The sequence below is a fragment of the Klebsiella sp. X1-16S-Nf21 genome (assembly GCF_002837615.1).
Classification (GTDB): domain Bacteria; phylum Pseudomonadota; class Gammaproteobacteria; order Enterobacterales; family Enterobacteriaceae; genus Klebsiella; species Klebsiella variicola.
This window is the reverse complement of record NZ_PJDK01000015.1, coordinates 1-23,516: the sequence shown is the minus strand read 5'-3', so window position 1 is coordinate 23,516 and position 23,516 is coordinate 1. Positions and strand designations below refer to the sequence as shown.

The 23,516-nt window shown below is 61.1% G+C and carries 20 protein-coding genes and 1 riboswitch; of the genes, 6 read left to right on the top strand and 14 right to left on the bottom strand.

Features of this window, described 5'->3' with window-relative positions; all coding sequences use genetic code 11:
- Positions 1–42: 42 nt before the first annotated feature.
- From atzF to CW267_RS09205, 7 genes are all read right to left on the bottom strand, one after another.
- Positions 43–1,839 carry an allophanate hydrolase gene (gene atzF / locus CW267_RS09235; protein WP_100781017.1) on the bottom strand — a complete coding sequence of 599 codons (1,797 nt, stop codon included), beginning with the start codon at positions 1,837–1,839 and terminating at the stop codon, positions 43–45.
- Positions 1,836–5,441: an urea carboxylase gene (gene uca, locus CW267_RS09230; protein WP_046619858.1), complete on the bottom strand. Its 3,606-nt coding sequence runs from the start codon at positions 5,439–5,441 to the stop codon at positions 1,836–1,838. Before uca ends, atzF begins: the two co-directional genes overlap by 4 nt.
- A 166-nt stretch (positions 5,442–5,607) precedes the next feature.
- On the bottom strand, positions 5,608–6,243 hold the full coding sequence (locus CW267_RS09225) for an urea amidolyase associated protein UAAP2 (protein ID WP_008804848.1): 636 nt from the start codon (positions 6,241–6,243) through the stop codon (positions 5,608–5,610).
- A 10-nt stretch (positions 6,244–6,253) separates the two neighbouring features.
- A complete protein-coding gene (locus CW267_RS09220; RefSeq protein WP_016161060.1) occupies positions 6,254–6,982 on the bottom strand; it encodes an urea amidolyase associated protein UAAP1 in 729 nt (242 codons plus the stop codon).
- A 4-nt stretch (positions 6,983–6,986) separates the two neighbouring features.
- A complete protein-coding gene (locus CW267_RS09215) occupies positions 6,987–7,763 on the bottom strand; it encodes an ABC transporter ATP-binding protein (protein ID WP_046619861.1) in 777 nt (258 codons plus the stop codon).
- On the bottom strand, positions 7,760–8,575 hold the full coding sequence (locus tag CW267_RS09210; RefSeq protein ID WP_023297641.1) for an ABC transporter permease: 816 nt from the start codon (positions 8,573–8,575) through the stop codon (positions 7,760–7,762). The genes CW267_RS09215 and CW267_RS09210 overlap by 4 nt, the downstream gene beginning before the upstream one ends.
- Positions 8,576–8,599: 24 nt before the next feature.
- Positions 8,600–9,658, bottom strand: coding sequence for a putative urea ABC transporter substrate-binding protein (locus CW267_RS09205; RefSeq protein WP_008804844.1), 1,059 nt, complete (start codon positions 9,656–9,658; stop codon positions 8,600–8,602).
- Between the two features lie 56 nt (positions 9,659–9,714).
- Positions 9,715–9,813, bottom strand: a riboswitch (guanidine-I (ykkC/yxkD leader).
- 446 nt (positions 9,814–10,259) lie between these two features.
- Here CW267_RS09205 and oxlT point away from each other — a divergent pair.
- Positions 10,260–11,558, top strand: coding sequence for an oxalate/formate MFS antiporter (gene oxlT / locus CW267_RS09200; RefSeq protein ID WP_023297642.1), 1,299 nt, complete (start codon positions 10,260–10,262; stop codon positions 11,556–11,558).
- Between the two features lie 37 nt (positions 11,559–11,595).
- Here the strand turns inward: oxlT and CW267_RS09195 are convergent, their stop codons facing one another.
- Complete coding sequence (locus CW267_RS09195) at positions 11,596–12,174, bottom strand: GNAT family N-acetyltransferase (protein WP_165454083.1); 579 nt, start codon at positions 12,172–12,174, stop codon at positions 11,596–11,598.
- A 69-nt stretch (positions 12,175–12,243) separates the two neighbouring features.
- A complete protein-coding gene (locus CW267_RS09190; RefSeq protein WP_025712456.1) occupies positions 12,244–12,432 on the bottom strand; it encodes a hypothetical protein in 189 nt (62 codons plus the stop codon).
- Positions 12,433–12,768: 336 nt separating this feature from the next.
- Between CW267_RS09190 and CW267_RS09185 the strand changes: the two genes are divergently transcribed.
- The gene (locus tag CW267_RS09185) at positions 12,769–13,347 is read left to right on the top strand and encodes a TetR/AcrR family transcriptional regulator (RefSeq protein WP_023322639.1); all 579 of its coding nucleotides are present in this window, start codon (positions 12,769–12,771) and stop codon (positions 13,345–13,347) included.
- Here CW267_RS09185 and CW267_RS09180 read toward each other — a convergent pair.
- Positions 13,323–14,423 carry an iron-containing redox enzyme family protein gene (locus CW267_RS09180; protein WP_100781016.1) on the bottom strand — a complete coding sequence of 367 codons (1,101 nt, stop codon included), beginning with the start codon at positions 14,421–14,423 and terminating at the stop codon, positions 13,323–13,325. The two genes, CW267_RS09185 and CW267_RS09180, sit on opposite strands and share 25 nt — an antisense overlap.
- 203 nt (positions 14,424–14,626) lie before the next feature.
- Between CW267_RS09180 and CW267_RS09175 the strand changes: the two genes are divergently transcribed.
- A complete protein-coding gene (locus CW267_RS09175) occupies positions 14,627–15,541 on the top strand; it encodes a DMT family transporter (protein WP_100781015.1) in 915 nt (304 codons plus the stop codon).
- A 40-nt stretch (positions 15,542–15,581) separates the two neighbouring features.
- On the opposite strand, the gene CW267_RS09170 is transcribed toward CW267_RS09175, so the two are convergent.
- Entirely contained in the window at positions 15,582–16,814 is a 1,233-nt protein-coding gene (locus CW267_RS09170; protein ID WP_100781014.1) for an MFS transporter, read from the bottom strand.
- Positions 16,815–17,090: 276 nt separating this feature from the next.
- Here CW267_RS09170 and CW267_RS09165 point away from each other — a divergent pair, with 276 nt between their 5' ends.
- Together CW267_RS09165 and CW267_RS09160 are read left to right on the top strand one after the other, a co-directional pair.
- On the top strand, positions 17,091–18,698 hold the full coding sequence (locus CW267_RS09165) for an FAD-NAD(P)-binding protein (protein ID WP_016161066.1): 1,608 nt from the start codon (positions 17,091–17,093) through the stop codon (positions 18,696–18,698).
- A 107-nt stretch (positions 18,699–18,805) separates the two neighbouring features.
- On the top strand, positions 18,806–19,906 hold the full coding sequence (locus CW267_RS09160; protein ID WP_100781013.1) for an NADH:flavin oxidoreductase/NADH oxidase: 1,101 nt from the start codon (positions 18,806–18,808) through the stop codon (positions 19,904–19,906).
- A 232-nt stretch (positions 19,907–20,138) separates the two neighbouring features.
- On the opposite strand, the gene CW267_RS09155 is transcribed toward CW267_RS09160, so the two are convergent.
- Both CW267_RS09155 and CW267_RS09150 read right to left on the bottom strand, forming a co-directional pair.
- Positions 20,139–20,627, bottom strand: a complete 489-nt coding sequence (locus CW267_RS09155) for a hypothetical protein (RefSeq protein WP_064166513.1) — start codon at positions 20,625–20,627, stop codon at positions 20,139–20,141.
- A gap of 87 nt (positions 20,628–20,714) precedes the next feature.
- Positions 20,715–21,620, bottom strand: a complete 906-nt coding sequence (locus tag CW267_RS09150) for a LysR family transcriptional regulator (RefSeq protein WP_162493318.1) — start codon at positions 21,618–21,620, stop codon at positions 20,715–20,717.
- 174 nt (positions 21,621–21,794) lie between these two features.
- On the opposite strand from CW267_RS09150, the gene CW267_RS09145 reads away from it, so the two are divergent.
- Positions 21,795–22,772, top strand: a complete 978-nt coding sequence (locus tag CW267_RS09145; protein WP_002905232.1) for an NAD(P)H-dependent flavin oxidoreductase — start codon at positions 21,795–21,797, stop codon at positions 22,770–22,772.
- A 32-nt stretch (positions 22,773–22,804) separates the two neighbouring features.
- Here the strand turns inward: CW267_RS09145 and CW267_RS09140 are convergent.
- Positions 22,805–23,516 (bottom strand): hydantoinase/carbamoylase family amidase (locus CW267_RS09140; protein ID WP_133124737.1); only part of this gene is annotated, 712 nt, incomplete at its 5' end.

The following is a 23,516-nucleotide window of genomic DNA, read 5'->3' as shown; positions in this document are numbered from 1 at the left end:
GCGAGGGTTCCCTCTGCGGCGCTACCGCAGAGGATGTTCCGTTTACCTGGCCAGCCACTGACGCCAGCCGCCCCAGGCGGTGATCTCCGTGGCCTCCCCCAGCCCGGCGGCTTCGCAAATAAAGCCCGTCACCCATCGGCCGTCGGCCAGCTCAACCTGTCCCAGCCCCAGCGGCGCGGGAATAGCGGCCAGCAGCGACCCCACCTCGGCGCTGGGTATCTCCCAGACTTCCACCGCTATCGCCGCGCCGTCGCGCTCGTCACGCACCATCGCCGGGCGCTTGCCATCCGCGAGAGCGTACAAACGATAGCGTGGCGCGCTGTGGGTCTCCTGCAGCAACCGACCGCCCCGCGCCAGCAATTGACCGTTTAAGGGCAGACCGGCCAGATGCGCACCGCATACCGCCAGTGCCATCCGGTCATGGCCTGCGGAATGCGCAGGCGGCGGGCTCTCCAGCCGCGCGCCGCCTGCCAGCGGCAGCCGCTCCGCGCGCTGGAAGGCGTCGGCCAGGCTCAGCAAATACTGATCGGTAAACGCCCGGCCAAACAGCGTGACGCCGGAGGGCAATCCGTCAGGCATAAACCCGCACGGCACACTCACCGCCGCATAGTCCAGCAGGTTCATAAAGTTGGTGTAGTAGCCCAGATCGGCGTTGCGGGCGATCGGCTCCGCCGCCAGCTCGTCGAGCGTCACCGGGCGCGGAAAGGTTGGCGTCAGCACGCAGTCCAGCGTATCAAGGATGGCATCGCACTGCGCTTTATACCCCTGCAACTGATACATCGCCTTAAAGGTCGCCGTCGCGTCGATAGCAGGCGCTTTCGCCAGCACGTCGCGAATCACCGACAGCACGGCATCCGGCTGCTGCTCAATCAGCGGTCCGGCCACCGCATAGCGTTCAGCAACCCACGGTCCGTCATACAGCAGGCGGGCGGCGGCCAGAAATGGCGCGAAATCGATCGCTACCGGCACGCCGCCGAGCGCCGTCAGCCGCTGCACGGCCTGGGCGAACAGCGCTTCGCTGGCGCGGCAACCGAGGAAGTTCAGCGTCTGCGGAACGCCAAAGCGAAACCCGGCGGACGGCCTGCCAAAGGCCTGCCGGCTGTTCCACTGGGGATTGCGACGGCTGTAGCTATCCTGCGGATCGGTCCGGGCAACCAGCGCCAGCAGTTGGCTGGCCTCGTCGGCGGTAGCGCTGAAAAAGGTCACACAGTCCAGCGTGCGACAGGCAGGGACGACCCCGGCGGTGGAGATCACCCCTTTCGTCGCTTTCAGCCCCACCAGGTTATTCAGCCCGGCCGGAACGCGACCGCTGCCGGCGGTGTCGGTCCCCAGCGCGAAGCTGGCGACACCCAGGGCTACCGCCAGCGCGGAGCCGGCGCTGGAGCCACCGGAGGGGTAAGCCGGGTGGTACGCGTTGCGGCAACGTCCGTACGGCGAACGGGTTCCGTTCAGGCCGGTGGCAAACTGGTCGAGATTGGTTTTGCCCACCGGCACGGCTCCCAGCGCAATCAGCTGCGCGACAATGGTCGCGCTTTGCGTCGGCCGGTATGCAAACGCCGGGCAGGCAGCGGTCGTGACGATCTCCGCAAGGTCAATATTGTCTTTGATCGCGAACGGCACGCCGTACAGCGGAAGCGTCTCTGGCGAATGGCCTTCCAGCGCCGCGAGAAACGGCGCCTGCTCCGCTTCGCTCAGGAGATGGATAAACAGATTAAATTCGGGATTCAGCGTTTCCGCCCGCTGGCGGATCTCCGCCAACAGCGCCCGCGGCGTGGTGTTGCCGTTACGATAGTTCGCCGCCAGGGTCGCCAGGCGTAAATCAAACGTCTGCTGCATCATGCCTTCTCCTCAATAATCACTGCCACCCGTTGCCCGGCACGCACCGCGCTGCCTGGCTGCACATTGACCTGCTGAACCCTGCCATCGCACGGCGCCAGCAACGGGATCTCCATTTTCATCGACTCAAGCACCACCAGCACATCGCCGGCGCGCACCAGACGACCAGCCTCGGTCTGTACCTGCCACAAATTACCGGATACCGGGCTTTCCACCCCCTGCTCGCCCGGTTGCAGCGGCGCATCGCCCGCTTCTTCTGCGGCGCTCTCCTGGCTGTCGAAATGGGCCTGGCCGCTGGCGATCCAGCGATCGCGTTCGGCGTTAAACGCCCGCTGCTGATGGTCGCGAAACGCGTCAATGCTCTGCGCCTCGCGAGCGAGAAATTGCTGGTATTCCGCCAGCCGCAGCGTGCTGTGTTCGATGCGCAGCGGATAGCGACCGAGCGGGAAATCGCGGCGAATCTCCAGCAGTTCATCGGCCGAAACCGGATAGAAACGCAGCTGATCGAAAAAGCGCAGCAGCCACGGCTTGCCGGCAAAATCGGCCACCTCGTGATAGCGATTCCACATCTGCAGAGTGCGGCCGACAAACTGATAGCCGCCCGGGCCTTCCATGCCGTAGACGCACAGATACGCCCCGCCGATGCCCACCGAGTTTTCCGCCGTCCAGGTTCGCGCCGGGTTGTACTTGGTGGTGACCAGCCGATGCCGCGGATCAAGGGGCGTGGCCACCGGCGCGCCGAGATAGACATCGCCGAGGCCCATCACCAGATAGCTGGCGTCAAACACCGTGTTCCATACGGCCTGTTCATCCGGCAGATCGTTTATCCGGCGAATAAACTCGAGGTTGCTTGGGCACCACGGGGCGTCCGGGCGGACGGTGGTCATATATTTGTCGATCGCCTTGCGGCAGGCCGGATCGTCCCAGGAGAGCGGGAGATGCACGACCCGCGTTGGAACCTGCAGATCATCGCTCATGCAGACCGTGGCCCACTCCCCGCTGACCCACGCCAGCAGGGTCTCCAGCGCCAGCGTTTCCGGCTGGAAATGCAGCTGCAGCGAGCGGATCCCCGGCGTGATATCGATGATCCCTTCCCGGGCTTGCCCTTCAAGGGCCTGCATCAGGGCATGGATGCGAAAGCGCAGCACCAGATCCAGCTCCGCCTCACCGGCCTCCAGCAGCAGATGGGTATCACCGGAGAGGCGCGCCACCAGGCGTTTGTCGGCGTCACCGCAGGTCATCACCACCGGCGAGGTGAGCGGCACAGGCTGCCAGGCAACGTCCTGCGCCTGCAGGGTCGCCAGCTCCGCGCGACGACCTGCCGCCAGCCGCCGGGCGGTGGGGACGTCCACCGCCACAAAGCGCACTTTATCCCCCGCCTTAAGCTGGCCCAGTTGCCAGAGATCGGCTTCGATAACCGTGACCGGGCAGACGAAGCCTCCGAGGCTTGGGCCGTCCGGCCCGAGGATCACCGGCATATCGCCGGTAAAATCCACGGCCCCCACGGCATAGGGGTTGTCATGAATATTCGACGGATGCAGCCCGGCTTCGCCGCCGCTGTCACGGGTCCAGACCGGCTTAGGCCCGATCAGGCGCACGCCGGTGCGGCTGGAGTTAAAATGCACTTCCCAGTCGGTGGCAAAAAAGGTCGCCATATACGCCGGGGCAAAGAACTCCGGCGCGCCGTGGGGACCATAAATCACCCGCAGCGTACGGACGTCCGTCAGCGCGGTGCGCAGCCCTGCGGGAAGCGCCGCGCCTTCCCCTGTCTCAACCAAAGGCGCAAGATGCAGCACGTCGCCAGCGCGTAGCGCCCGTCCGCCGTGGCCGCCAAACTGGCCGAGGGTAAAGGTGCTTTTACTGCCCAAATAATCCGGTACCTGAATACCGCCGCGCAGGCAGAGATAGCTTCTGACGCCTGGTCCGTTTATTGCCCCCAGCCTGAGGGTCGCCCCCGCCGGAATAGTGAATACGCAGTTCATGTCCTGCCCGGCGCCATCGAGCGTGACGGTGAGCGGCGCGCCGCAGATCACCGCCTGTACGGCGGTATTGAATTTCAGGGTGGGTCCGCTAAGGGTGATCTCCAGCGCGGCGTCGCCCTCGGCATTGCCCAGCAGACGGTTGCCCAGGCGCAGCGCCCGGTCATCCATTGGGCCCGAGGGCGGGACGCCCACCGCCCAGTACCCCAGACGTCCCGGATAGTCCTGGACGCTGGTCTGGGTGCCGGCGCTCAGAACCTCCACGGTATCGGCCCGGTAGCGCAATTGCTCCAGGCAGCGGGTCCAGGGTTCTCCGGCGGTAAACGGTGCAAAGCCGAGGATCTGCTGCAGGTATAAGCAGTTGGTTTCGACGCCATACAGGCGGGTCTCCGCCAGGGCCTGCGCCAGGCCGGCGATTGCCTCATCGCGGCTGGGGCGCCAGACGATAGCTTTCGCCAGCAAGGGGTCGAAAAACGGCGGCACTTCACATCCGGCTTCCACCCAGCGGTCGATGCGCAGCGTGGCGCCGTCCGCCGGCGGAAACCAGACGTCGGTTAACAGTCCAGGCGAAGGCTGAAACTGGCGGCCAGGATCTTCGGCGTAAATTCGCGCCTGAATGGCATGGCCCCGGGGCTGTAGCCCGGCGGCCAGCTCGCTCAGCGGCGGTAAATCCCCTGCGGCCAGGGCGATCATCCAGCGTACCAGATCCACGCCCCACACCTGCTCCGTCACGCCGTGCTCCACCTGCAGGCGGGTATTGACCTCAAGGAAATAGAAGCGCTGCGCCGCGCTGTCGTAGACAAACTCCACCGTCCCGGCGCTTCGGTAGTTCACCGCTTTCCCGAGAGCAATGGCCGCGCTACACAGCGCCTGCGCCATCCCTTCCGGCAGATTCGGCGCCGGGGTCTCTTCAATCACTTTCTGGTTACGCCGCTGCAGCGAGCAGTCGCGCACGCCGAGGGCGATAACCTCCCCCTCACCGTCGCCGAAGATCTGCACCTCCAGGTGACGGGCGCGTTCGATATATTTTTCGAGAAACACCCCGGCGTCGCTGAAGTTGTTTTGCCCCAGTCGCTGCACCGTGGCAAACGCCTCGCTCAGTTCGCGGGCGTCGCGGCAGACGCGCATGCCAATTCCCCCGCCGCCCGCCGTACTCTTGAGCATCACCGGGTAGCCCACCGCCTCGGCCGCCCGGCAGGCTTCCTCGCTGTCGGCCAGCAGTTCACTGCCTTCCAGCAGTGGCACGCCCTCCGCTTTCGCCAGCGCGCGAGCGGTATGTTTCAGGCCAAAGGTACGCAGCTGTTGCGGGGTCGGGCCAACAAACGCCAGTCCCGCCGCCTCACAGGCTTCGGCGAAGGCGGCGTTTTCCGACAGAAAGCCGTAGCCGGGATGGATAGCGCGGGCGCCGCTCTGCAGCGCGGCGGCAATGATCTTCTCTACCACCAGATAAGTTTGCGCTGCCGGGCCCTCGCCAAGGCTGAGCGCTTCATCCGCTTCGCGGACGTGCAGACTGCTCAGGTCGGCTTCGGCGTAAACGGCAACCCCCTTCACCTGCATGGCGCGCAGGGTACGTAAAATGCGGCAGGCTATCGCCCCGCGGTTGGCAATCAGTAAGGTATCAAACATAAGCGGAACTCACAGCGTAGCGGGTCGTCCCGCAACAATTCGTCTTTCCCTGAGGTCGTCCCCGGGGGAACCGGCGCTTAAACGTGGCGCGTCGGCGTGTGATTCAGGCGGTCGGCGCGAACGGCGAACAGCCGAAAGGCCAGCAAACGCCAGCGCTGCCAGCGGGTCAGTTCCATACCAGCACCTCGGCGGGGGTCGGGTTCCAGCCATTGCAGGGATTGTTGAGCTGCGGACAGTTGGAGATCAGCACCATGGCGTTACACTCCGCGCGCAGTTCAACGTATTTTCCTGCCGCCGAGATGCCGTCCGCAAAGGTCAGACCGCCCTCCGGCGTCACCGGCACGTTCATAAAGAAGTTAATGTTGGCGCCGATATCGCGCTTATGCAGGCGGCCATCGTGCAGACAGGCGCAGAGAAAATTGTCCCGGCAGCTGTGCATATAGCGCTTGTCGAGGGCGTAGCGCACGGTGTTGCTCTCCTGGGCGCAAGCGCCGCCGAGGGTATCGTGCCGCCCGCAGGTATCGGCCACGATGGTCATCAGCGGATGGCCGAGGTTGGAATAGAGCACGCTGCCGGCGGTCAGGTAGGCGTTCCCCTGGCGACGCAGCGTGCGCTGCGCATCGTAGCGCTCGCGCGGGTTGTCGGCGTTGTAAAACAGGGTATCAATCGCCTGATTGCCTTCGAGATCAAGCAGGCGCAGGGTTTGCCCTTTTTTAACCTCAAACAGCCAGGGTTCCCCGGCCGGGATCACATGGCGATAGACGGCCTCTTCCGGGCGTCGGTTACTGGTGATAACGGTCATGAACGCCTCCTTACAGGGCAAAAAGTTGGGTATTACGGAACGCGCGCTGATTCTCATCGCGAGTCAGGAGCGCCTGGATGGCCGCGTCCTCATCGTCGGCCTGATACCAGCTCAACTGCACCGGACGGGGGGCATATTCTGTGGCCGGATCCTGGGGATGCGGCAGCGCGGTGAGCACCAGCAGGACGTCCATCGGGGCAAACAGCTCAACGTAATCCCCGGCGCGACTGTTGCCGGCAACAAACTGGAAACGGCCCTCGTCATCGACGGTGACTTTGCTGAAGAAGTTGACCACCATCAGCAGATCTTCCAGGCCGAGATCCCATTTACCCATCTCCACCAGCAGGTTATCGACGCCGTTGCGGTAGAAGCCATTACGTAATTCCTGGTAGCGTCCGGCGCCATATTTGTCGTGTGTCTCTTCGGCGTTAAGGACCCCGCCGAACGGATCGTGCCAGCCGCAGCTGTCGGCGACGATCCCGGCCAGCACCCGGCCCATATCGGAGTAGAAACAGTGTCCGGCGGTCAGGCGCGCGGTATGCTGGCCCTTGAGGGTATCCGGCAGGTTCAGGCGCTCACTTTTCTCATGGGGGTTGAGCATCATCATGCTGACGTTCGCCCCGCCGTCGATATCGGTCAGGCGCAGGATCTGCCCTTTGCGCAAAATCAGCGAGGTATGCGCCCCGCCGGGAAGCCGCTCTTCGCGCAGGCTGGGAGTGGCGTGAAAAGGTACGGTCATCAATTTATCTCCTTAATGCGTAAACGTTGGTGTCACTACCGGTGGCCAGCTGCGCCATCCGCGCCTCATTGAGCGGGATATCGTAGGTAATGCGCGCTCCCCAGGCGTTAGGCGCCTGCGGATCGATGCGCACTTTGTCGAACACCAGCAGCCGGGTGCCCAGGTTGAAGCCTTCGGCCAGATCGTGGGTGACCATAAACACCGTCATGCGCGTTTCGCTCCACAGCTGGAGCAGCAGCGCATGCATATCTTTGCGAATGCCGGGATCCAGCGCGCCGAAGGGCTCATCGAGCAGCAGCACCCGCGGCTGCATCACGAACGCCTGGGCGATGGCCAGCCGCTGTTGCATCCCCCCGGACAACTGCGCCGGATATTTATCCAGAGCGTGCCCCAGCCCCACTTTCTCCAGCATGTGCTGGGCCTGTTGCCGGGCCTCGCGTTTTCTGCCGCCAAACAGGCGCCCCAGCAGCGGGGACGCCGGCAGCTCCAGGCCGATGGCGACGTTATCCAGCACGTTGAGATGCGGAAACACCGAATAGCGCTGGAAGACCACGCCGCGGCTGCGATCCGGCTCCGCCGCCAGCGGCTGGCCATCGAGCAGGATGTCGCCACGGGTCGGTTTTTCCTGACCGAGCAGCAGGCGTAAAAAGGTCGATTTACCACAACCGGACGCGCCGACCATCGAGCAAAACTCGCCCTCTTTCACCTGCAGATTGATGCGCTCCAGCACCACGTGATCGCCGTACTCCTGCCAGATGTTTTTGATGTTGATAAAACTCATCCCCGGCCTCCTTCCGCCCACGGGAAACAGGCTTTGTGCAGCTGGCGCAGCGCCAGATCCATCAGCCATGCCAGCAAGGTGATCCAGATGACATAGGGAATAATCACGTCCATCGCCATATAGCGCCGCACCAGGAAAATGCGGTACCCCAGTCCGGCGGTAGCGGAGATGGCCTCGGCGGAGATCAAGAACAGCCATGCTGAGCCCAGCAGCAGGCGCAGAGAGGTGATCAGCCGCGACAGCAGCTGGGGAAGCACCACCCGCAGCACCAGGGTCCAGCTATTGGCGCCGAGGGTCTGCGCCTTAATAAACAGCTCCGCTGGGATCTCCTTCGCCCGCTGCTCCAGGTCGCGCGCCAGCATTGGCGTAATGCCGATGACGATCAGCATCACTTTCGACAGCTCATCGAGGCCGAAGACGATAAACAGCACCGGCAGGATCGCCAGCGGCGGGATCATTGACACCACCGTCAACAGCGGCGACAGCGCCGCGCGGTACATCGGGAAGACGCCGGCGGCGATGCCGATACCGAGGCCGATCAGCGACGAGACGGCCAGGCCCGTCAACAGACGGCTCAGGCTGATCAGCGTATCGGCCCACAGCAGATACTCACCGCTGCGTTTGTCCGGGGTGAACGCCATCCGGTCAATGGCTGCCACCATCTGCGACAGGCCTGGCAGCAACTTGTCCTGCGGATTGGCTTCCAGCCGCACCGCCGATCCAATAAACCAGGCGGCGATCAGCACGACAAAAGGCAGCAGCATCAGCGTCAGGCGCATCCCCTTTTGGGGATAACGGTTAATGTGGCGCATGGCGTGGTCTCCCGGCGATAATCATTACAGCTGGCCCGCGGCGGCCAGCTTCAGGTAGCTGTCGTCAAAGCGCAGTTTGCGGTTGGCGGCATCGCCGAGGGTGACATTTCCCGGGAAGGTCATACCGATAAAGTCCGCGCTCTGCGCCCCTTCACCCAGCAGGCCTTTATCGAACGAGAACTGCGCCACTCGCTGCATCGTTTTCGCCAGATCCGGCGAGGAGATAAACGCCAGGGTGTCGGCAGGCGTCCAGAACAGATGGGTTGTTTTCAGCTGTGCCTGGTAGCCGGCAAGATCGGTGCCGGAGTCGGCGGCCATGGCGCTCAACGCCTGGCTATCCCCGGCCTTCATTTTGGCCATCATTTCAAACCAGGCGCCGGTCAGGGCTTTGCCCAGCGCGGGGTTATCTTTCAGGGTCTGGGTATTCACCACCATCATGTCGATAAGCTCGCCCGGCACCTGCGAGGAGCTAAACACTTCGCTGGTTTGTGGGGTCTTTTTGATAACCGACAGCTGTGGATTCCAGGCCACCGCCGCCCGCACGCCGCTGGTGCCGAAGGCCGAGACGATATCGGCATCGGAGGTATTCACCACCTTGACGTCTTTTTCCTGCAGCCCGGCTTTTTCCAGGCCGCGCACCAGCAGATAGTGGGATACCGACAGCTCCGGGAGATACACCGACATCCCTTTCAGGTCGCTGAGCTTTTTATCCGCCCCTTTCAGGACCACCCCGTCGTTACCGTCGGAGTAGCTGCCGGTGATCAGCGCTGTGCTGTCGACACCGCCCGCCGCCGGGATCGTCAACGCGTCCATGTTGGTCATCGTGCAGCCGTCAAACTGCCCGGCGGTGTACTGGTTGATGGATTCGATGTAATCGTTGAGCTGGACGATATTGATCTTGATGCCGTATTTGCTGGCCCATTTATCAATGATCTTTTCGTTACTGATGGTTCCCCAGGGCATCCAGCCGGCGTAGATGGTCCAGCAGACGTTGAACTCTTTTTTGACGGCGGCAAACGACGGGACGCTGGTCAGCAGCGTCAGCGACAGGACAAGTGAGCGGAGGAGCGGCGATGTTTTCATGGTGGACCTCTGGTTAGCACGAGAAACGGAGCAGCGCGACACCCAACGGTGCTGCTGTCTCCCGGGCTTTTATCCCGCCGTGTAACCTCGCCGAGGTCGCCAGCTCTCGGACCAGACGTTCACCGCGGTGAACCGGAACCCTAGCCAGCTATTGTGTGATCTGAATTGTCTGTTGCGCTGCTTTCTGCCAATGTTCTTGCAAGCACCATGCCAGGAGCCAGAGGCCGCTCACCGCCGCGTTTCGCCGCCAGCGGACGCATCGATTCCCAAAAATGGGGAGTGATGTTGGGGCATTGCATGGCTTTGGTGCAGGAAAACGCAGAGCGCATGCGCCGACATTCTGTGAATTTGCCACGAACATTTCCCACGCACCGCGATGACCCATTTGCACCGCCTCAGTGCCGCCCATTCACCATGTCGCATCCCGTCAGTTACCACCTCATTACATTAACCTGCTGAATATAAATGATTATTTTATATGGCACGTTTAATGCTGTGCGCTTGTATACCGCGATGTGGACAAGATCGTATGCCGTATGGCCACAACACGTCGTCACTCTGCGGTCGCCACCTTCCCCTTTCCGTGAGGCATCCAGGGTGGATGCGTTTCACGGAAGCCTGCTTACTGAAAACGGAGAACAACATGACGACACTCAGTGAACCGTTGGTTACCCCGAAATATGGCAAATGGCGCCAGCTGGTGCTGGGTTTGATCTGTATGGCCGCCATTTCCAGTCCGCAATATGTCTGGACGCTGCTGACAAAACCCCTGGCCGCCAAACTGGGCGTGGGTTTGCCAGAATTGCAGGTCACCTTCTCGCTGCTGATCATCCTGCAGACCTTCTTTTCCCCTTTTCAGGGGCGGTTAGTGGAAAAGTTTGGCCCACGGCGGCTGATCGCTATTGGCACGGTGATGGCGGGAATGAGCTGGGTGCTTTCCGCGCAGGTGAATGGCCTGGCAACGCTCTGGCTGGTTTATGGCTGCATGGGCGGCCTCGGGACCGGGATCGTCTACATCGGCGTTGTCGGCCTGATGGTCAAATGGTTCCCACAGCAGCGGGGATTTGCCGCCGGCTCGGTGGCGGCGGGCTACGGGATGGGGGCCATCATAACCACCTTCCCCATCTCCCTGTCGCTGACCACTAACGGCCTTGAACACACGATGACGACTTTCGGGATCCTTTTCGCCCTCGTCGGCTTCCTCGCCAGTCAGGGGCTGAAGCTGCCGCCGCCCGCTGTCTCCCAGCCCGTCAGTCAGACGGTGGCGCAGAGCAGCAGATCGTTTACTTCCCGGGAAATGCTGCGCCAGCCGCTGTTCTGGCTGATGTTCGCCATGATGGCGATGATGTCGACTTCCGGGCTGATGGTCACGTCGCAGATGGCGGTGTTCGCCGAGGATTTCGGCATTAGCCAGGCGGTGGTGTTTGGCATGGCGGCGCTGCCGCTGGCGTTAACGATAGACCGCTTCACCAACGGCTTAACCCGGCCGCTGTTTGGCTTTATTTCCGACCGCTTCGGCCGCGAGCAAACCATGTTTATCGCCTTTGCGCTGGAAGGCGTGGCGATGATGCTCTGGCTGGCGTGCCGGGAAGATCCGCTGCTGTTTGTCCTGCTCTCCGGGGTGGTGTTCTTTGGCTGGGGGGAGATCTTCTCTCTCTTCCCGTCGACACTCACCGATACGTTCGGCAGCGAGCATGCCGCCACCAACTATGGCTGGCTGTATATTTCTCAGGGCATCGGGTCAATCTTCGGCGGCCCGCTGGCGGCACTGCTCTATCAGTACACCCACGGCTGGCATGTAGTCTTCAGCTGCGCGATTGGCCTTGATTTTGTCACCGCCGCCCTCGCGCTGTGGGTGCTAAAACCGTGGCGCGCGCGCTTTATCCGCCAGCACAGCTAACTGCAGCGCTGACAGAAGTGACGGCTCGCCCGTCACTTCACGGATATTCGCTGCGCAGCAGCGCGTACAGGTACTCATCGCCCCACTCGCCTTTAAAAAAGATATTCTGCCGGTAATGCGCCTCGCGACGAAAGCCCAGCCCTTCAAGGAGTTTGATCGCGCCGGAATTGCGGGTGTCTACCACGGCTATCAGCCGGTGATGGGCTAACTGTTCAAAGAGTAAGGCCATCACCGCCTGAATGGCTTCCCGGGCATACCCCTGATGCTGATACGCCGGGGAAAAGGTCATCCCCAGCTCGGCCTGTCTGCCTTGATCGAAAAAGTGGATCCCCACATCCCCCGCCAGCGCACCGTTGGCCTGGATCTCTACGGCAAGCTGGAACCAGCTCTCATCCTCAGCAAAGGCCAGCGAACGCTGTTGTTCATAGAAGGCTGTCGCCTCTGTCATACCATAGTGGGTCCAGCTCTGAAAACGGGCCACCTCCGGCAGGTTGCGATAATGGCTGAAAGACGGCAGATCTTCCGTTCTGAACCGGCGCAGCAGCAGCCGGGGCGTGGTCAGGGGTAACATCATCTCTTCTCTTCTTCTTAATGAGACAGGCAATCGCGGGGCCATCTTAACCTGCTAGCCTCAACCCAGCCATCGCACTTCCTTGTCAATTTAATATAAAGTTAAATTTCGATATTAAAATTTCACAAACCGATAAAACATTACAATAACAAATACGAAAAAAAGGGGAACAAGCCAGAGAGGCGTCTTTGGAAAAAAGAGCCCTTGCGCCACGGCGAAGAGGATGGTCAATACAGCTGGGCCATAATATGATATTAAGGACCTGAATATTCTTCGCAGCAATCTTTTAATAAGATTCATCATAGTTATCGGATCATCCTGGTAATGATGTCTGTAATACCCTCATTCGATGCCTGTCCTGCTGTAACCGTCTCAGACTTCAGAAATAATGGCTATCAGAAAGTACATCATTCACAGCTTATGTGTATAAAGGTCCGAATAATACGCCGGTTCGGAAACATAAGGACATGACTTGTGCATGTCTACGCAATCTTGTTTTGTTGAGGGAACCGACGCCGCTTAAACCGCGGCTGATTTACTTTTTGCCCGTCTGGCGGCAAGATCCGGCATAATGCACCGCTGTCGCAGGACGGCCGTGTCACCGGCAGTCGTGACAGCGAATATTCGACAGGAAAACGCATGAAGCCAAAACAAGCGGACATTCTCCGCCACGCCAGCGCGCTGTTTAATCGCGAAGGATATCAGTCGCCCAGCATCGAGCGGATTGCTGAACATGCCGGCATCTCCAAAATGACCTTCTACCGCTATTACGCCGATAAAGAGGCGCTCATTCTGGCTATCCTCAAGCAGAAAGAGAGCGAATTTATGCAGGATTTGGCGCAGATCACGGCGGATAAAGCCACCGCGCGGGAAAAGCTGTTTGCCGTGTTCGACTACTACCATCGCTGGTTTACCTGCGACACATTCCACGGCTGCATGTTTACCCGCGCGCTGTTTGAATATGGCGCGTCATCGCCGGCGATCCGGGAGCAGTGCTCCCGGTTCAAGTCGCTCCTCTGGCAGTTCTTCCGCGATATCCTCCTGCAGGTGTTAAAACCGGAACCCGCCGAGCGGGTCGCCATGATGATGGTGATGCTCATCGATGGCGCCATCGCCGCCCAGCAGGCCGAGTCCGCCGAATGCAGGGAGATCCCACCGGGGATCACCGCCTGGAGCGCAGCCAAAGCGCTTATTTACTCAGAAGGCGGAACGCTGTGAGATAATGCGCTGCCGTCCAGCGACTGCAGGGCCGCCAGCAGGCAATCATAGTAATCGTTGCAGGTTTGCAGGCGCAGCGCGGCGCCAAAGTAGACCTCCTCCATCGCCGCCGGATGTTTTTTGCCAATCGGCACAATCACATTGTTCAGCCAGCCGTCCGCATGACCGATATCGACGGTGATATGTTCGGCATAGTAATGCACGTCGCGATCGGAAAGCCCAATCCGCCGACAGCCCACCACCAGTTTTTCATACTGCGGTGGGTCGAGCAGCTCGGTCATCGCCATGACCCCCAGCGATTTGTAATAATGCTGACGGTTTACGCCGCCCAGCATAAAGGCGTTATACCCGGCCAGACCCTGCCACTCGTACAAATGGGCAAAATGATTGTCCGGCAACGCGATATTCCGCCGCTTCAGTAAATCCTTATACAAATTGACGTGGGTGATCTCAGTGCTGCCCTGACCTATCTCATCCCACAGATTTTGCGCAATCTCCGCGCGGGTTTCCGGCAGCGAACCGACCAACCCCATCGCCACAAGATCGAAGAACAGCAGATTCAGCGCGCTGTCGCTTTTGAAGAAATAGTCGATCTGCGCCGCGGAGGCCTCGCTGGCAAGGAAATCGAACAGCGGATGATGAGACGCCGGGTGCTGCTGGCATAAGGCGCGCAGCTCGTCGACGATATTGCCGGCGTTAAGCACCGGTCTCTGGCGATGGAAACGTTTGCTTTCCGCCCGCAGCCACTCAGACTCAATGTAGTTTCTGATCCCGGAGAGCAGCGGATGAAACTGATTAGCTGCCGCTGGCGAAAGCGGGTCGGCAAGCCAGGACTGATAGAGGATGAACAGCGCATGGTGAGCCCGCTTTTTGGCCTGTGGATCGTCAGCGGAGAAGGCGCGGATGCAGGTATTCTCAGTCAGATGCCAGGCTCTGTCGGCCACCAGCGGGTTGGCCGTCAGCTTCAGCGACAGCGCGTTGCTGTGCAGAAGCTGGTCAATTAACTCATCCAGTGCCAGCCTGGCCATCACCGCGGTCTGGTCACTACCAATGACCCCATTTTCTGTGTTACGCATGGATTTGTCCCTGTTAAATGCATGGCAAATATACGGTATAGTACCGTTCGCAACGCGGCAACGAAAATTTAGGAATAACAAATATCATATTGTAAAATAACTACTTTTAATAAATAAAACAAAAGACCCCTATAAAAATATTGATATTATAAAATTATTAAAGTTACCATCTAGTACAGTGATAAGCGACGCAAGGAATCAGCATGCCCTATCTGTTACTGACGCTGGCCGCCCTGTTCTGGGGGGGAAATTACGTGGTCGGTCACGTGCTGGTCCAGGGCGTGGATCCGATCCTGATGACCGAAGCGCGATGGGCGTTGACGGCGCTGCTGCTGGGCCTGCTCTACCGCCGGCAGATCGCCGCCAGCCGCCACCTGCTGCGGGAAAATGCGCCGGCGGTGCTGGTGCTAACGCTCTGTGGCCAGGCCAGCTTCCCGCTCACGCTCTATATTGGCCTGCAAACCACCTCCGCCCTCAACGCCGCCATCTATATGTCCGCCACGCCAAGCATGGTGCTGCTGATTAACCGGCTGATTTTTCGTGACCCGGTTTCGGCCCGCAACTGGCTGGGGGTCATCTTCAGCACCCTTGGCGTGATGATCCTGTTATTCCAGGGAAACCCACTGCATGCCACCTCGCTGCATCGCTTTTCCGTCGGCGATCTGTGGGCCATGGGGTCGGCGCTGAGCTGGGCGCTCTACTGCTCGCTATTACGTCTGAAGGACCGCCGGATCCCGGCGAATGGCTTTGTCGCCGTCAGCTCGCTGCTCGGCGCCCTGATCCTGCTGCCCATCGTCATCTTCTGGCTGATGCGCCACCCGGCGCAGGACTGGGCCGCCTGGCGCGAGCCGTTTTTCCTCAGCGGCCTGGCGTATCTGGTGATTTTCCCGTCGTGGCTGGCCTATCTGTTCTGGAACAAAGGTATCGCCGCGATTGGCGCCACCCGGGGAGAAATTTACACCCATATCATCCCGCTCTCCGGCGGAGTGTTGAGCATCCTCTTCCTGCATACCCAGCCGCATGCCTGGCATCTGTTCAGCGCCCTGTTTATCATGGTGGGGATTGGGATCTGCTCGCTGGAGAAACGCCAGGCGGCGGCAATTCGTCTGCGCGGCTAACGTACGCTGCCGGGCGCCTGACGACGCCCGGTAGCAGAAGTTAACGGCTGGTGGAGAGCGGCTGGCGATGTCCCGCTCCTGCGGGCTGGATCACCCGTCCCTCGCGACCAAAGAAGGTCAGGACGGTAATGACAATCGCCACCGTACCGGCCACCAGGGCCATCGCCAGACCATAGTTATGCCCATGATGTTGAGCAATGGAGGCCTGCAGCGTGGCGTTCACCGAAGCCAGCAGATTACCCAGCTGATAGACGAAGCCAGGCAGCACAGCCCGGGTGTTGGCCGGGACCAGTTCATTGAGCCAGGTGGGGATCACTCCCCAGGCCCCCTGCACCATAAACTGCATCAGAAACGCCCCCGCCCCCAGCGCCAGCGAGCCGCTGGCGAAAGCCCACAGTGGAATGACCGGCAGCGCCAGCAGGGCGGCGATCATAATCGCTTTGCGTCGGCCAATCTTCTCCGACAGCGAACCGAAGAACACTCCACCCATAATCGAGGCGATGTTGTAGCAGACCGCGATGATGCTGACCGTTTTAGGCTCGAAGCCGTGCTGGACTTTCAAAAAGACCGGATAGAGATCCTGCGTCCCGTGGGAGAAAAAGTTGAAGGCCGCCATCAGCACCACCAGGTACAGGCACAGCTTCCAGTGACTACGCAGTACCGGCAGCAGCGCCGTGCTCGCTTTACTTTGCCGGGCCGCCAGCCAAACCGGGGACTCCTCGACGCAGAAATAGATAAACGGCAGCAGCAGCACCGGCGCGGCGCCAATCACAAACATCCCGCGCCAGCCGAGTTGTTCAAACAGCAGGCCGTAGGCGACGGCCGCCAGCAAATAGCCGAAGGGATATCCCGCCTGGAACAGGCCGGACATCAGGCCACGCGAGCGGTCGGGGATCGTCTCCATCGCCAGCGACGAGGCCACGCCCCAGATCCCGCCCATCGCCACGCCATACAGCACCCGCAGCAGAAAAAACAGCAGCAACGACGGCGCGGCGGCGGAGAGCAGCTCAAAGGCGGAGAAGAAGACGATATTCAGCATCAGAATGGGTTTGCGACCATACTTTTCCGCTGCCCTGCCGAAAATCAGCGCGCCTATCGGCCGCACGGCCAGGGTAAGCAGAATCGCCAGGGTGACCTCTTCAAGGTCGACGTGAAACGAGTGGGCGATATCGCTCAGTAAAAAGACCAACAGAAAGAAATCGAAAGCATCGAGCGTCCAGCTTAAAAAACTGGCAATCGCCGCGTTGCACTGTCGTGAAGTCCAGCCATGCATCTTGTCATCCCTATCCCGACGGGGTTGCCGGGAGCTTGCGCGGCGTCCGGCAGAGCAAGCTGGTGTCACCGCTTATGTAAATTGTTTGTATAGAAAGTTGCTCTTTTGTTAATTACACCCTTTTTCCGGCCGCCGGCAAGTTTATTAGCCTGCTAATTTGTTTCAAATTGCGTGTAACGGCCCACCGGATCGGCAATTTTCGACCAGAATTAAGGACAGGCTGGCGACAGTGAACCGCTGTCCATGCCGCATCCGCCCACAGGAAGGGAGAGAATCATGAAGAGAGTTGCCATCGTCGGCGTGGGGCCGACGGGGATTTACACGTTCTATGAACTGGTGAAGCGTGGCGAGCCGCTGGCGATCACCCTGTTTGAAAAAGAGGCGCAGGCCGGGGTGGGTATGCCCTACAGTGACGATAATACGGCGGCGCAAATGCTGGCTAACATCGCCAGCATTGAGATCCCCCCTATCGACCTGACCTATCTGCAATGGCTGCAGCAGCACAGCGACGCCTGGCTGGCGGCGCGCGGCCTCGAGCGGCACACGCTGCATGAGCGCCAGTTCCTGCCGCGAGTGATCCTCGGCGAGTACTATCGCGACCGTTTTCTGTATCTCACAGAGCGGGCCCGGGACGCCGGCTTCATCGTTAGCGTTTGTGAATCCTGTGAAGTGACGGATATTGCCGTCCAGCCCGCCGGGATCGCCATCCACACTGATAGCGCGGCAGAACCGGTTATCGTCGACCTGGTGGCGATTGCCACCGGCCATCTGTGGCCTGAGGAAGAGCGCGCCAGTCGACAGTATTTCCCCAGCCCGTGGACCGGACTGATGGACGCCCGGATCGCGCCCTGTCGGGTCGGGATCCTCGGGACCTCTTTAAGCGCCATTGATGCTGCCATCGCCGTGGTGGCCCAGCATGGTGTTTTCCATACTGAGAACGACAAAACGACCCATTTTACCCTCCATCCTGGCAGCGAGGCGCTGGAGATCACCCTGCTGTCGCGCAATGGGGTGCTCCCGGAAGCCGATTTTTACTGTCCGATCCCATGGGAGCCGCTGGAGATCGCCACCCCTGCCGCCCTTGAGGCTGCCGTCGCGCAGGGCAGTGACGGGCTACTGGATCGGGTATTCGAGCTGGTCGTGCAGGAGCTGGAATATGCCGCCCCAGCCTGGTGCGAGGCGACGGGGCTGCGCCAGCTAACGCCTGACAGCATCGCCGACGCCTGGTTTGCCGACCGTCTCACCCATGACCCGTTCCAGTGGGCGCAACGCAATCTGCAGGAGGTGGAGCGCAATAAGCGCGAACACCACACGGTGCCCTGGCGCTATGCCATTCTCCGCCTGCACGAGGCGATTGAAAGCGTGGTGCCGGAACTCAACGACGAGGACAGCCGCCGCTTCCGGCGCGGGCTCGCCCGGGTGTTTATCGATAACTATGCCGCCATCCCGCCGGAATCCATTCGCCGGCTGCTGGCCCTGCACCAGGCCGGTATTCTGCGTATTGTGGCGCTCGGCGAGGATTATGACCTGCAGCGCGAGTCTCACCGAACGCTGATTGTCCATCATCAGCAGCGCTGTGAATTCGATGTGTTTATCGATGCCCGCGGGCAACAAGCATTGAAAACCCGGGACCTGCCCTTCCCATCGCTGCGCCAGCAGCTGCTGGCCTGCGGCGACGACATTCCGGACGTCGGCGATGACTACACGCTGCAGGCGCCCGAGACGCTGCGCGGCCGGGTCGCTTTCGGCGCCCTTCCCTGGCTGATGCACGATCGTCCCTTTGTGCAGGGGCTGACGGCCAGCGCCGAAATTGGCAGCGCGATGGCCCGTGCCGTGTCGCAGCAGGCGACGGGCCGCCGGCGCCGCCTGTGGTTTATCGAATAGCGGGCTGCTTAAACGCAATATCCGAATAAAGGAGGGCAAACAGGCGTGCTATAAACAGTGACTGTTTGCCCCCATGCAAGACCCTGTCTAACTTTTACGAGGTACTCATGAGCCATCTTTTTAGCGCGACGCGTATTGGTCATCTGGCGCTGGATAACCGCATCGTTATTGCCCCCATGTGTCAGTACTCTGCCGACGAGGGTAAAGCCACCTCCTGGCACCGGATCCATCTTGGTCAGCTGGCTTTCTCCGGCGCTGGCCTGTTAATTCTGGAAGCCACGGCGGTAGAACCAGCGGGACGTATCTCGCCGGGGGATCTGGGTTTGTGGGATGATGAAACCGAAAACGCGCTGCGCGCGGTGGTAGAGGATATTCGGGCCTGGTCGCCGATCCGCCTGGGGATCCAGCTGGGGCACGCCGGACGCAAAGCCTCCTGCGCGGCCCCGTGGCAGGGTGGTCATCAGCTGGCTCTTAATGAGGGTGGCTGGCAAACCGTTGCCCCCTCCGCCGTGGCGTTTCACGATGGCGACCGCGCCCCCGCCGAGCTGAGCCTTGCCGATATGGCGCGCATTAAAGCGGCGTTTGTCGCCAGCGCGTTGCGCGCCCAGCGTCTGGGCTTTGAGCTGATTGAACTGCACGCCGCCCACGGCTATCTGCTGCACCAGTTTCTCTCGCCGCTCAGCAATCAGCGCCGTGATGAGTACGGCGGTTCTCTGGAAAACCGTCTGCGCTATCCGCTGGAAGTGTTTAACGCGATCCGCGAGGCTGTGGGCAACACCATGGCGGTGGGCGTCAGGCTGTCGGCTACCGACTGGGTCGAAGGCGGCTGGGACTGCGAGCAGTCCATTCAGTTTAGCCAGCAGCTGGAAGCGCTGGGCAGCGACTATATTCACGTCTCCAGCGGCGGATTGTCGCCGCAGCAGTCGATCACCGTCGGACCGGGTTATCAGTTGCCATTCGCCCACGACATTCGCCAGCAGGTTGCCATCCCGGTGATTGGCGTGGGGCTGATCACCGATCCGCAGCAGGCGGAAGCGGCGCTGGAGGATGGCGATGCCGACCTGATCGCCCTCGCCCGCGCGGTACTCTACGATCCGCACTGGCCGTGGCACGCCGCCGCCAGCCTCGGCGCCCAGGTTCGCGTCCCTTCGCAGTACCTGCGCTCCGAGCCACACGGCCTGAAAGGCACCCTGCTGCCAAACCGTTGAACCCGCAGCGCGCATAAAAAAGGGGTATCGTAAGATACCCCTGAGCAGGATGTTATTGCGGTCCACGTGCCGGGCGGCGGCGGCGCCTTGCCCGGCCTACAAAAGGATGATACCCGGTCATTGCGCAGCCAACCCGCTCCCTGCGTAGGCCCGCGCAAGCGCAGCGCCGCCGGGCAATCTATCAGGCTCCGCTCCCTATATTTCCTGGCGCGGGTCAGGCAAACAGCGCAGGTTACTGCTGGGCGGGCGGTGGCGTGGTGTGCTGTTTGTCCGCCGCGATACTGTCCTGGATGGCCTTGGTTTTGCTCGCCGCCTCCGCCGAGAGCTGATTGGCGTCGCCGATGGCATTGTCTTTGATTTGACCCGCCTCTTTGACTATGCGGTCACTTTCCTGCTTTGCGTTCTGCTTCACGGCATCGGCCTGGGCTTTCGCCTGCTGGGCGATGGCATCCGCTTTCTTGTCCGCCTCCGCCTTGATGGCGCTGGCCTGATCCTTCAGGCGGTCGGCCTCGGCGTCAGCCTGGCTTTTCAGCGTATCGATTTGCTTATCCGCATCCTGTTTAATCGCCTGCGCTTTGTCCGCCGCGGCATCCTTCATCTGCTCCGCATTATCTTTGGCCTTATCCAGTTTGTTATCCACTTTCGACGCATCGTCGCAGCCAAACAGGGTCAGACACAGAGCGGAAGCAAGTAGTGTTTTATTCCAGAGTTTCATCAGCATTCCCTTACAGGTTAAGTCGTTATCCAGCTTTGTGATTCATTGCTTAATAGCATTCACATTTTATATATAAACGCTCAGCCAGCAGAGTCAAGCCGACACCGATCGATCCAGGGTCGCTACCAGCCCCTGCAACCAGTCGGCAAAGACCCGCACCTTATGCGACAGATGCCGGTGCGGATAGAGCAGCGACAACGGTCGACGCGGCGCCGGAAAGTCCGGCAAAATTTCCACCAGTTGCCCGCTGTCGATATAAGGTTGCAAAAAGAAACGCATCCCCTGCAGCATCCCCAGCCCCGCCAGCCCGGCGGCAGTAAAGACTTCAGAGTTGTCCAGCACCAGTTTACCGGGAATGGCGATCTGCCTGATGCCCTCCGGGGTCTGGAATCGCCAGGGCATAATCTGCCGGCTGCTGCTGTTCACCCAGTTCACCGCCAGATGCGACTGCAGGTCCTCCAGCGTCGCGGGCGCCCCATAGCGCGCCAGATAGCCCGGACTGGCGCAGGTGGTTAACGCCACCTCCCCCAGCGAACGCGCCACATAGTCGCCATCCTCAAGATCCCCCACCCGCAGCAGGCAATCCAGACCATCGCGCAGCATATCCCGGCGTACGTCGGAGCTGCTGAGGACAATCTCCACCTCCGGATGGGCCTGATAAAAATCCGGCAGATGCGGGATCACCAGCAGCCGGGCAAAGGCGATCGGCATATCAACGCGCAGCTGACCGCGGATCGGCCGGTCCGGCGCGAACGACTCCAGCAGATCGTCGGCCTGGGAGAGCAACGGTTTGCTGCGACGATAAAACTCTTCCCCCTCCGGCGTAAGATACAGACGCCGGGTGGTGCGCTGCAGCAGCCGGACCCCGCTCTCCTGCTCCAGCTGCTGCAGCGCTTTGGTCACCGCCGGTCGGTGGATCTGCAAATTTTCAGCCGCCTGGGCAAAGCTGCCGGCATCGACGATTTCAATAAAAATTTTAATATTTTCAAACAGATTCATTTGCATGATGGCCCGCCTCACACCTCTTCATCAGTTCACATTATTACTAATTTAATAATAGTGATGAAAGTTTTTGCTCATTTTTTAAAACAATAAAGACGCCTACACTGCCCTCATTGCCGCATCGCTGGGGCGAAGAGATTTATAACTTATTAACATAAAAGGAAAAATATCATGCAACCTAACCGCGTCGCCCGCATTCTGGGTATTGAAAAACCGGTGGTCCAGGGGCCCCTCTCCTGGCTAACCGATGCTCGTCTGGTGGCGGCCGTCGGCAACGCCGGTGGGCTTGGCGTGCTGGGCCCGAACGCCGGACTGACGGCGGCAACCGCCGTTTCCACCCCGGAGGCCACCGCCGAGAAAATGCGCGAAGAGATCCGCAAAACCAAACAGCTGACCGAGAAACCCTTTGGCGTCAACCTGATCCCGACGGCGGAAAATGACATCTGGACGCCGGCGATCCTGCCGGTGATCAAAGAGGAAGGCGTTAAGGTGGTGGTCTACACCGGCTACGGCGATGGTTCGTTAAAACCGGCGCTGTTCGACGAACTGAAAGCCGCCGGGATCACCATTATCTATCGTGACATCAACCCGACGCCGGAAAACAGCCGCCGCGCGGAGCAGGCCGGAGCGGATATTATTGTCGCCACCGGCTTTGACGAAGGCGGCACGCTGCCGGGTACCGCCCTCGGGACCTTCACCATCGTCCCGCTGATCGTTGACGCGGTACAGCGGGTTCCGGTGATGGCCGCCGGAGGGATCACCGACGCCCGGGGCGCGCGCGCCGTCCACGCCCTCGGTGCGGAAGGGGTTTTCGCCGGCTCGGTATTTATCAGCACCATCGAAAGCCGGGTTCCCGACTCGGTGAAAGCGAAAATTGTGGCCGCCAACGGTCTGGATCTGCGCCTGTTCCGTACCCTGCCGGACTACTACCGCGCGCTGCCCGGCAAACTGAGCGACACACTGGTGGCCATGGATCGTGCCGGCGCCTCAAAAGCCGAGCTGGCCCAGGCGATGGGCGGTCTGCGCGGGATGCGGCTGGGCATGCTGGAGGGGAATACTGATGAGGGGTATATCTCGGTGGGCGCGGGGATCGGCAACATCCATGCCATCACCTCTGTCGCCGAGGTGGTCAACCAGCTGGCGGTGTGAAGCCGCCAGCCGGGGCTCGGCAACCGGCGCGATCAGGCGTCGGCCACCTTCTCTACCGCCCGGGAGAAAGCGTCGATAGCCAGTCCGACGTCGGCGGCGGTGACCGACTCCGCCGGGTGATGGCTGACGCCCCCCAGGCAACGCACAAACAGCATGGCCGATGGCCAGCGCTCGGCGATGGCGATGGCGTCATGCCCTGCGCCGCTCGGCAGCGTCAGCGAACGCCGCTGCACCGCCATCACCGCCTCGCCCAGCACCGCCTGCAGGTGACTGTCGCAGGCGGTGGCGGCGATGCGATAATACTCCTCGGCGGCGAAACGCAGCTGGCGACGCCCGGCAATGGCCTGCGCCTCGCCCAGCAGCTCATCCAGCAGCGCCGTCAGCGGCGCATCCTGCGGGCCGCGAATATCCAGCGTCAACTGCACCTCGCCCGGTATCACGTTCACCGCGCCCGGCGCACAGCGCAGGGTGCCGACCGTCGCCACCAGGTTACCGCCGCGCTGCCGGGTCAGGTTTTCCACCTGCACCATCCATTCCGCCGCCGCGGCGAGGGCGTCCTTGCGGTGGAGCATCGGCACCGTGCCGGCATGGCCAGCTTCGCCGGTAAAGCGGCAGTTCAGCCGTCTGGCGCCGTTAATCGCCTCCACCACGCCGAGCGCCAGCCCCGCCTGCTCCAGGCACGGCCCCTGCTCGATATGCAGTTCCAGATAGGCGGCGATATCCCGCGGATGACGGGCCGCGTGG

What these genes read in the sequence shown, in the direction of transcription:
- atzF (WP_100781017.1), bottom strand. Translation starts at nt 1,839, where the DNA reads ATGATGCAGCAGACGTTTGATTTACGCCTGGCGACCCTGGCGGCGAAC.
- uca (WP_046619858.1), bottom strand. Translation starts at nt 5,441, where the DNA reads ATGTTTGATACCTTACTGATTGCCAACCGCGGGGCGATAGCCTGCCGC.
- CW267_RS09225 (WP_008804848.1), bottom strand. Translation starts at nt 6,243, where the DNA reads ATGACCGTTATCACCAGTAACCGACGCCCGGAAGAGGCCGTCTATCGC.
- CW267_RS09220 (WP_016161060.1), bottom strand. Translation starts at nt 6,982, where the DNA reads ATGACCGTACCTTTTCACGCCACTCCCAGCCTGCGCGAAGAGCGGCTT.
- CW267_RS09215 (WP_046619861.1), bottom strand. Translation starts at nt 7,763, where the DNA reads ATGAGTTTTATCAACATCAAAAACATCTGGCAGGAGTACGGCGATCAC.
- CW267_RS09210 (WP_023297641.1), bottom strand. Translation starts at nt 8,575, where the DNA reads ATGCGCCACATTAACCGTTATCCCCAAAAGGGGATGCGCCTGACGCTG.
- CW267_RS09205 (WP_008804844.1), bottom strand. Translation starts at nt 9,658, where the DNA reads ATGAAAACATCGCCGCTCCTCCGCTCACTTGTCCTGTCGCTGACGCTG.
- oxlT (WP_023297642.1), top strand. Translation starts at nt 10,260, where the DNA reads ATGCGTTTCACGGAAGCCTGCTTACTGAAAACGGAGAACAACATGACG.
- CW267_RS09195 (WP_165454083.1), bottom strand. Translation starts at nt 12,174, where the DNA reads ATGGCCCCGCGATTGCCTGTCTCATTAAGAAGAAGAGAAGAGATGATG.
- CW267_RS09190 (WP_025712456.1), bottom strand. Translation starts at nt 12,432, where the DNA reads ATGATGAATCTTATTAAAAGATTGCTGCGAAGAATATTCAGGTCCTTA.
- CW267_RS09185 (WP_023322639.1), top strand. Translation starts at nt 12,769, where the DNA reads ATGAAGCCAAAACAAGCGGACATTCTCCGCCACGCCAGCGCGCTGTTT.
- CW267_RS09180 (WP_100781016.1), bottom strand. Translation starts at nt 14,423, where the DNA reads ATGCGTAACACAGAAAATGGGGTCATTGGTAGTGACCAGACCGCGGTG.
- CW267_RS09175 (WP_100781015.1), top strand. Translation starts at nt 14,627, where the DNA reads ATGCCCTATCTGTTACTGACGCTGGCCGCCCTGTTCTGGGGGGGAAAT.
- CW267_RS09170 (WP_100781014.1), bottom strand. Translation starts at nt 16,814, where the DNA reads ATGCATGGCTGGACTTCACGACAGTGCAACGCGGCGATTGCCAGTTTT.
- CW267_RS09165 (WP_016161066.1), top strand. Translation starts at nt 17,091, where the DNA reads ATGAAGAGAGTTGCCATCGTCGGCGTGGGGCCGACGGGGATTTACACG.
- CW267_RS09160 (WP_100781013.1), top strand. Translation starts at nt 18,806, where the DNA reads ATGAGCCATCTTTTTAGCGCGACGCGTATTGGTCATCTGGCGCTGGAT.
- CW267_RS09155 (WP_064166513.1), bottom strand. Translation starts at nt 20,627, where the DNA reads ATGCTGATGAAACTCTGGAATAAAACACTACTTGCTTCCGCTCTGTGT.
- CW267_RS09150 (WP_162493318.1), bottom strand. Translation starts at nt 21,620, where the DNA reads ATGAATCTGTTTGAAAATATTAAAATTTTTATTGAAATCGTCGATGCC.
- CW267_RS09145 (WP_002905232.1), top strand. Translation starts at nt 21,795, where the DNA reads ATGCAACCTAACCGCGTCGCCCGCATTCTGGGTATTGAAAAACCGGTG.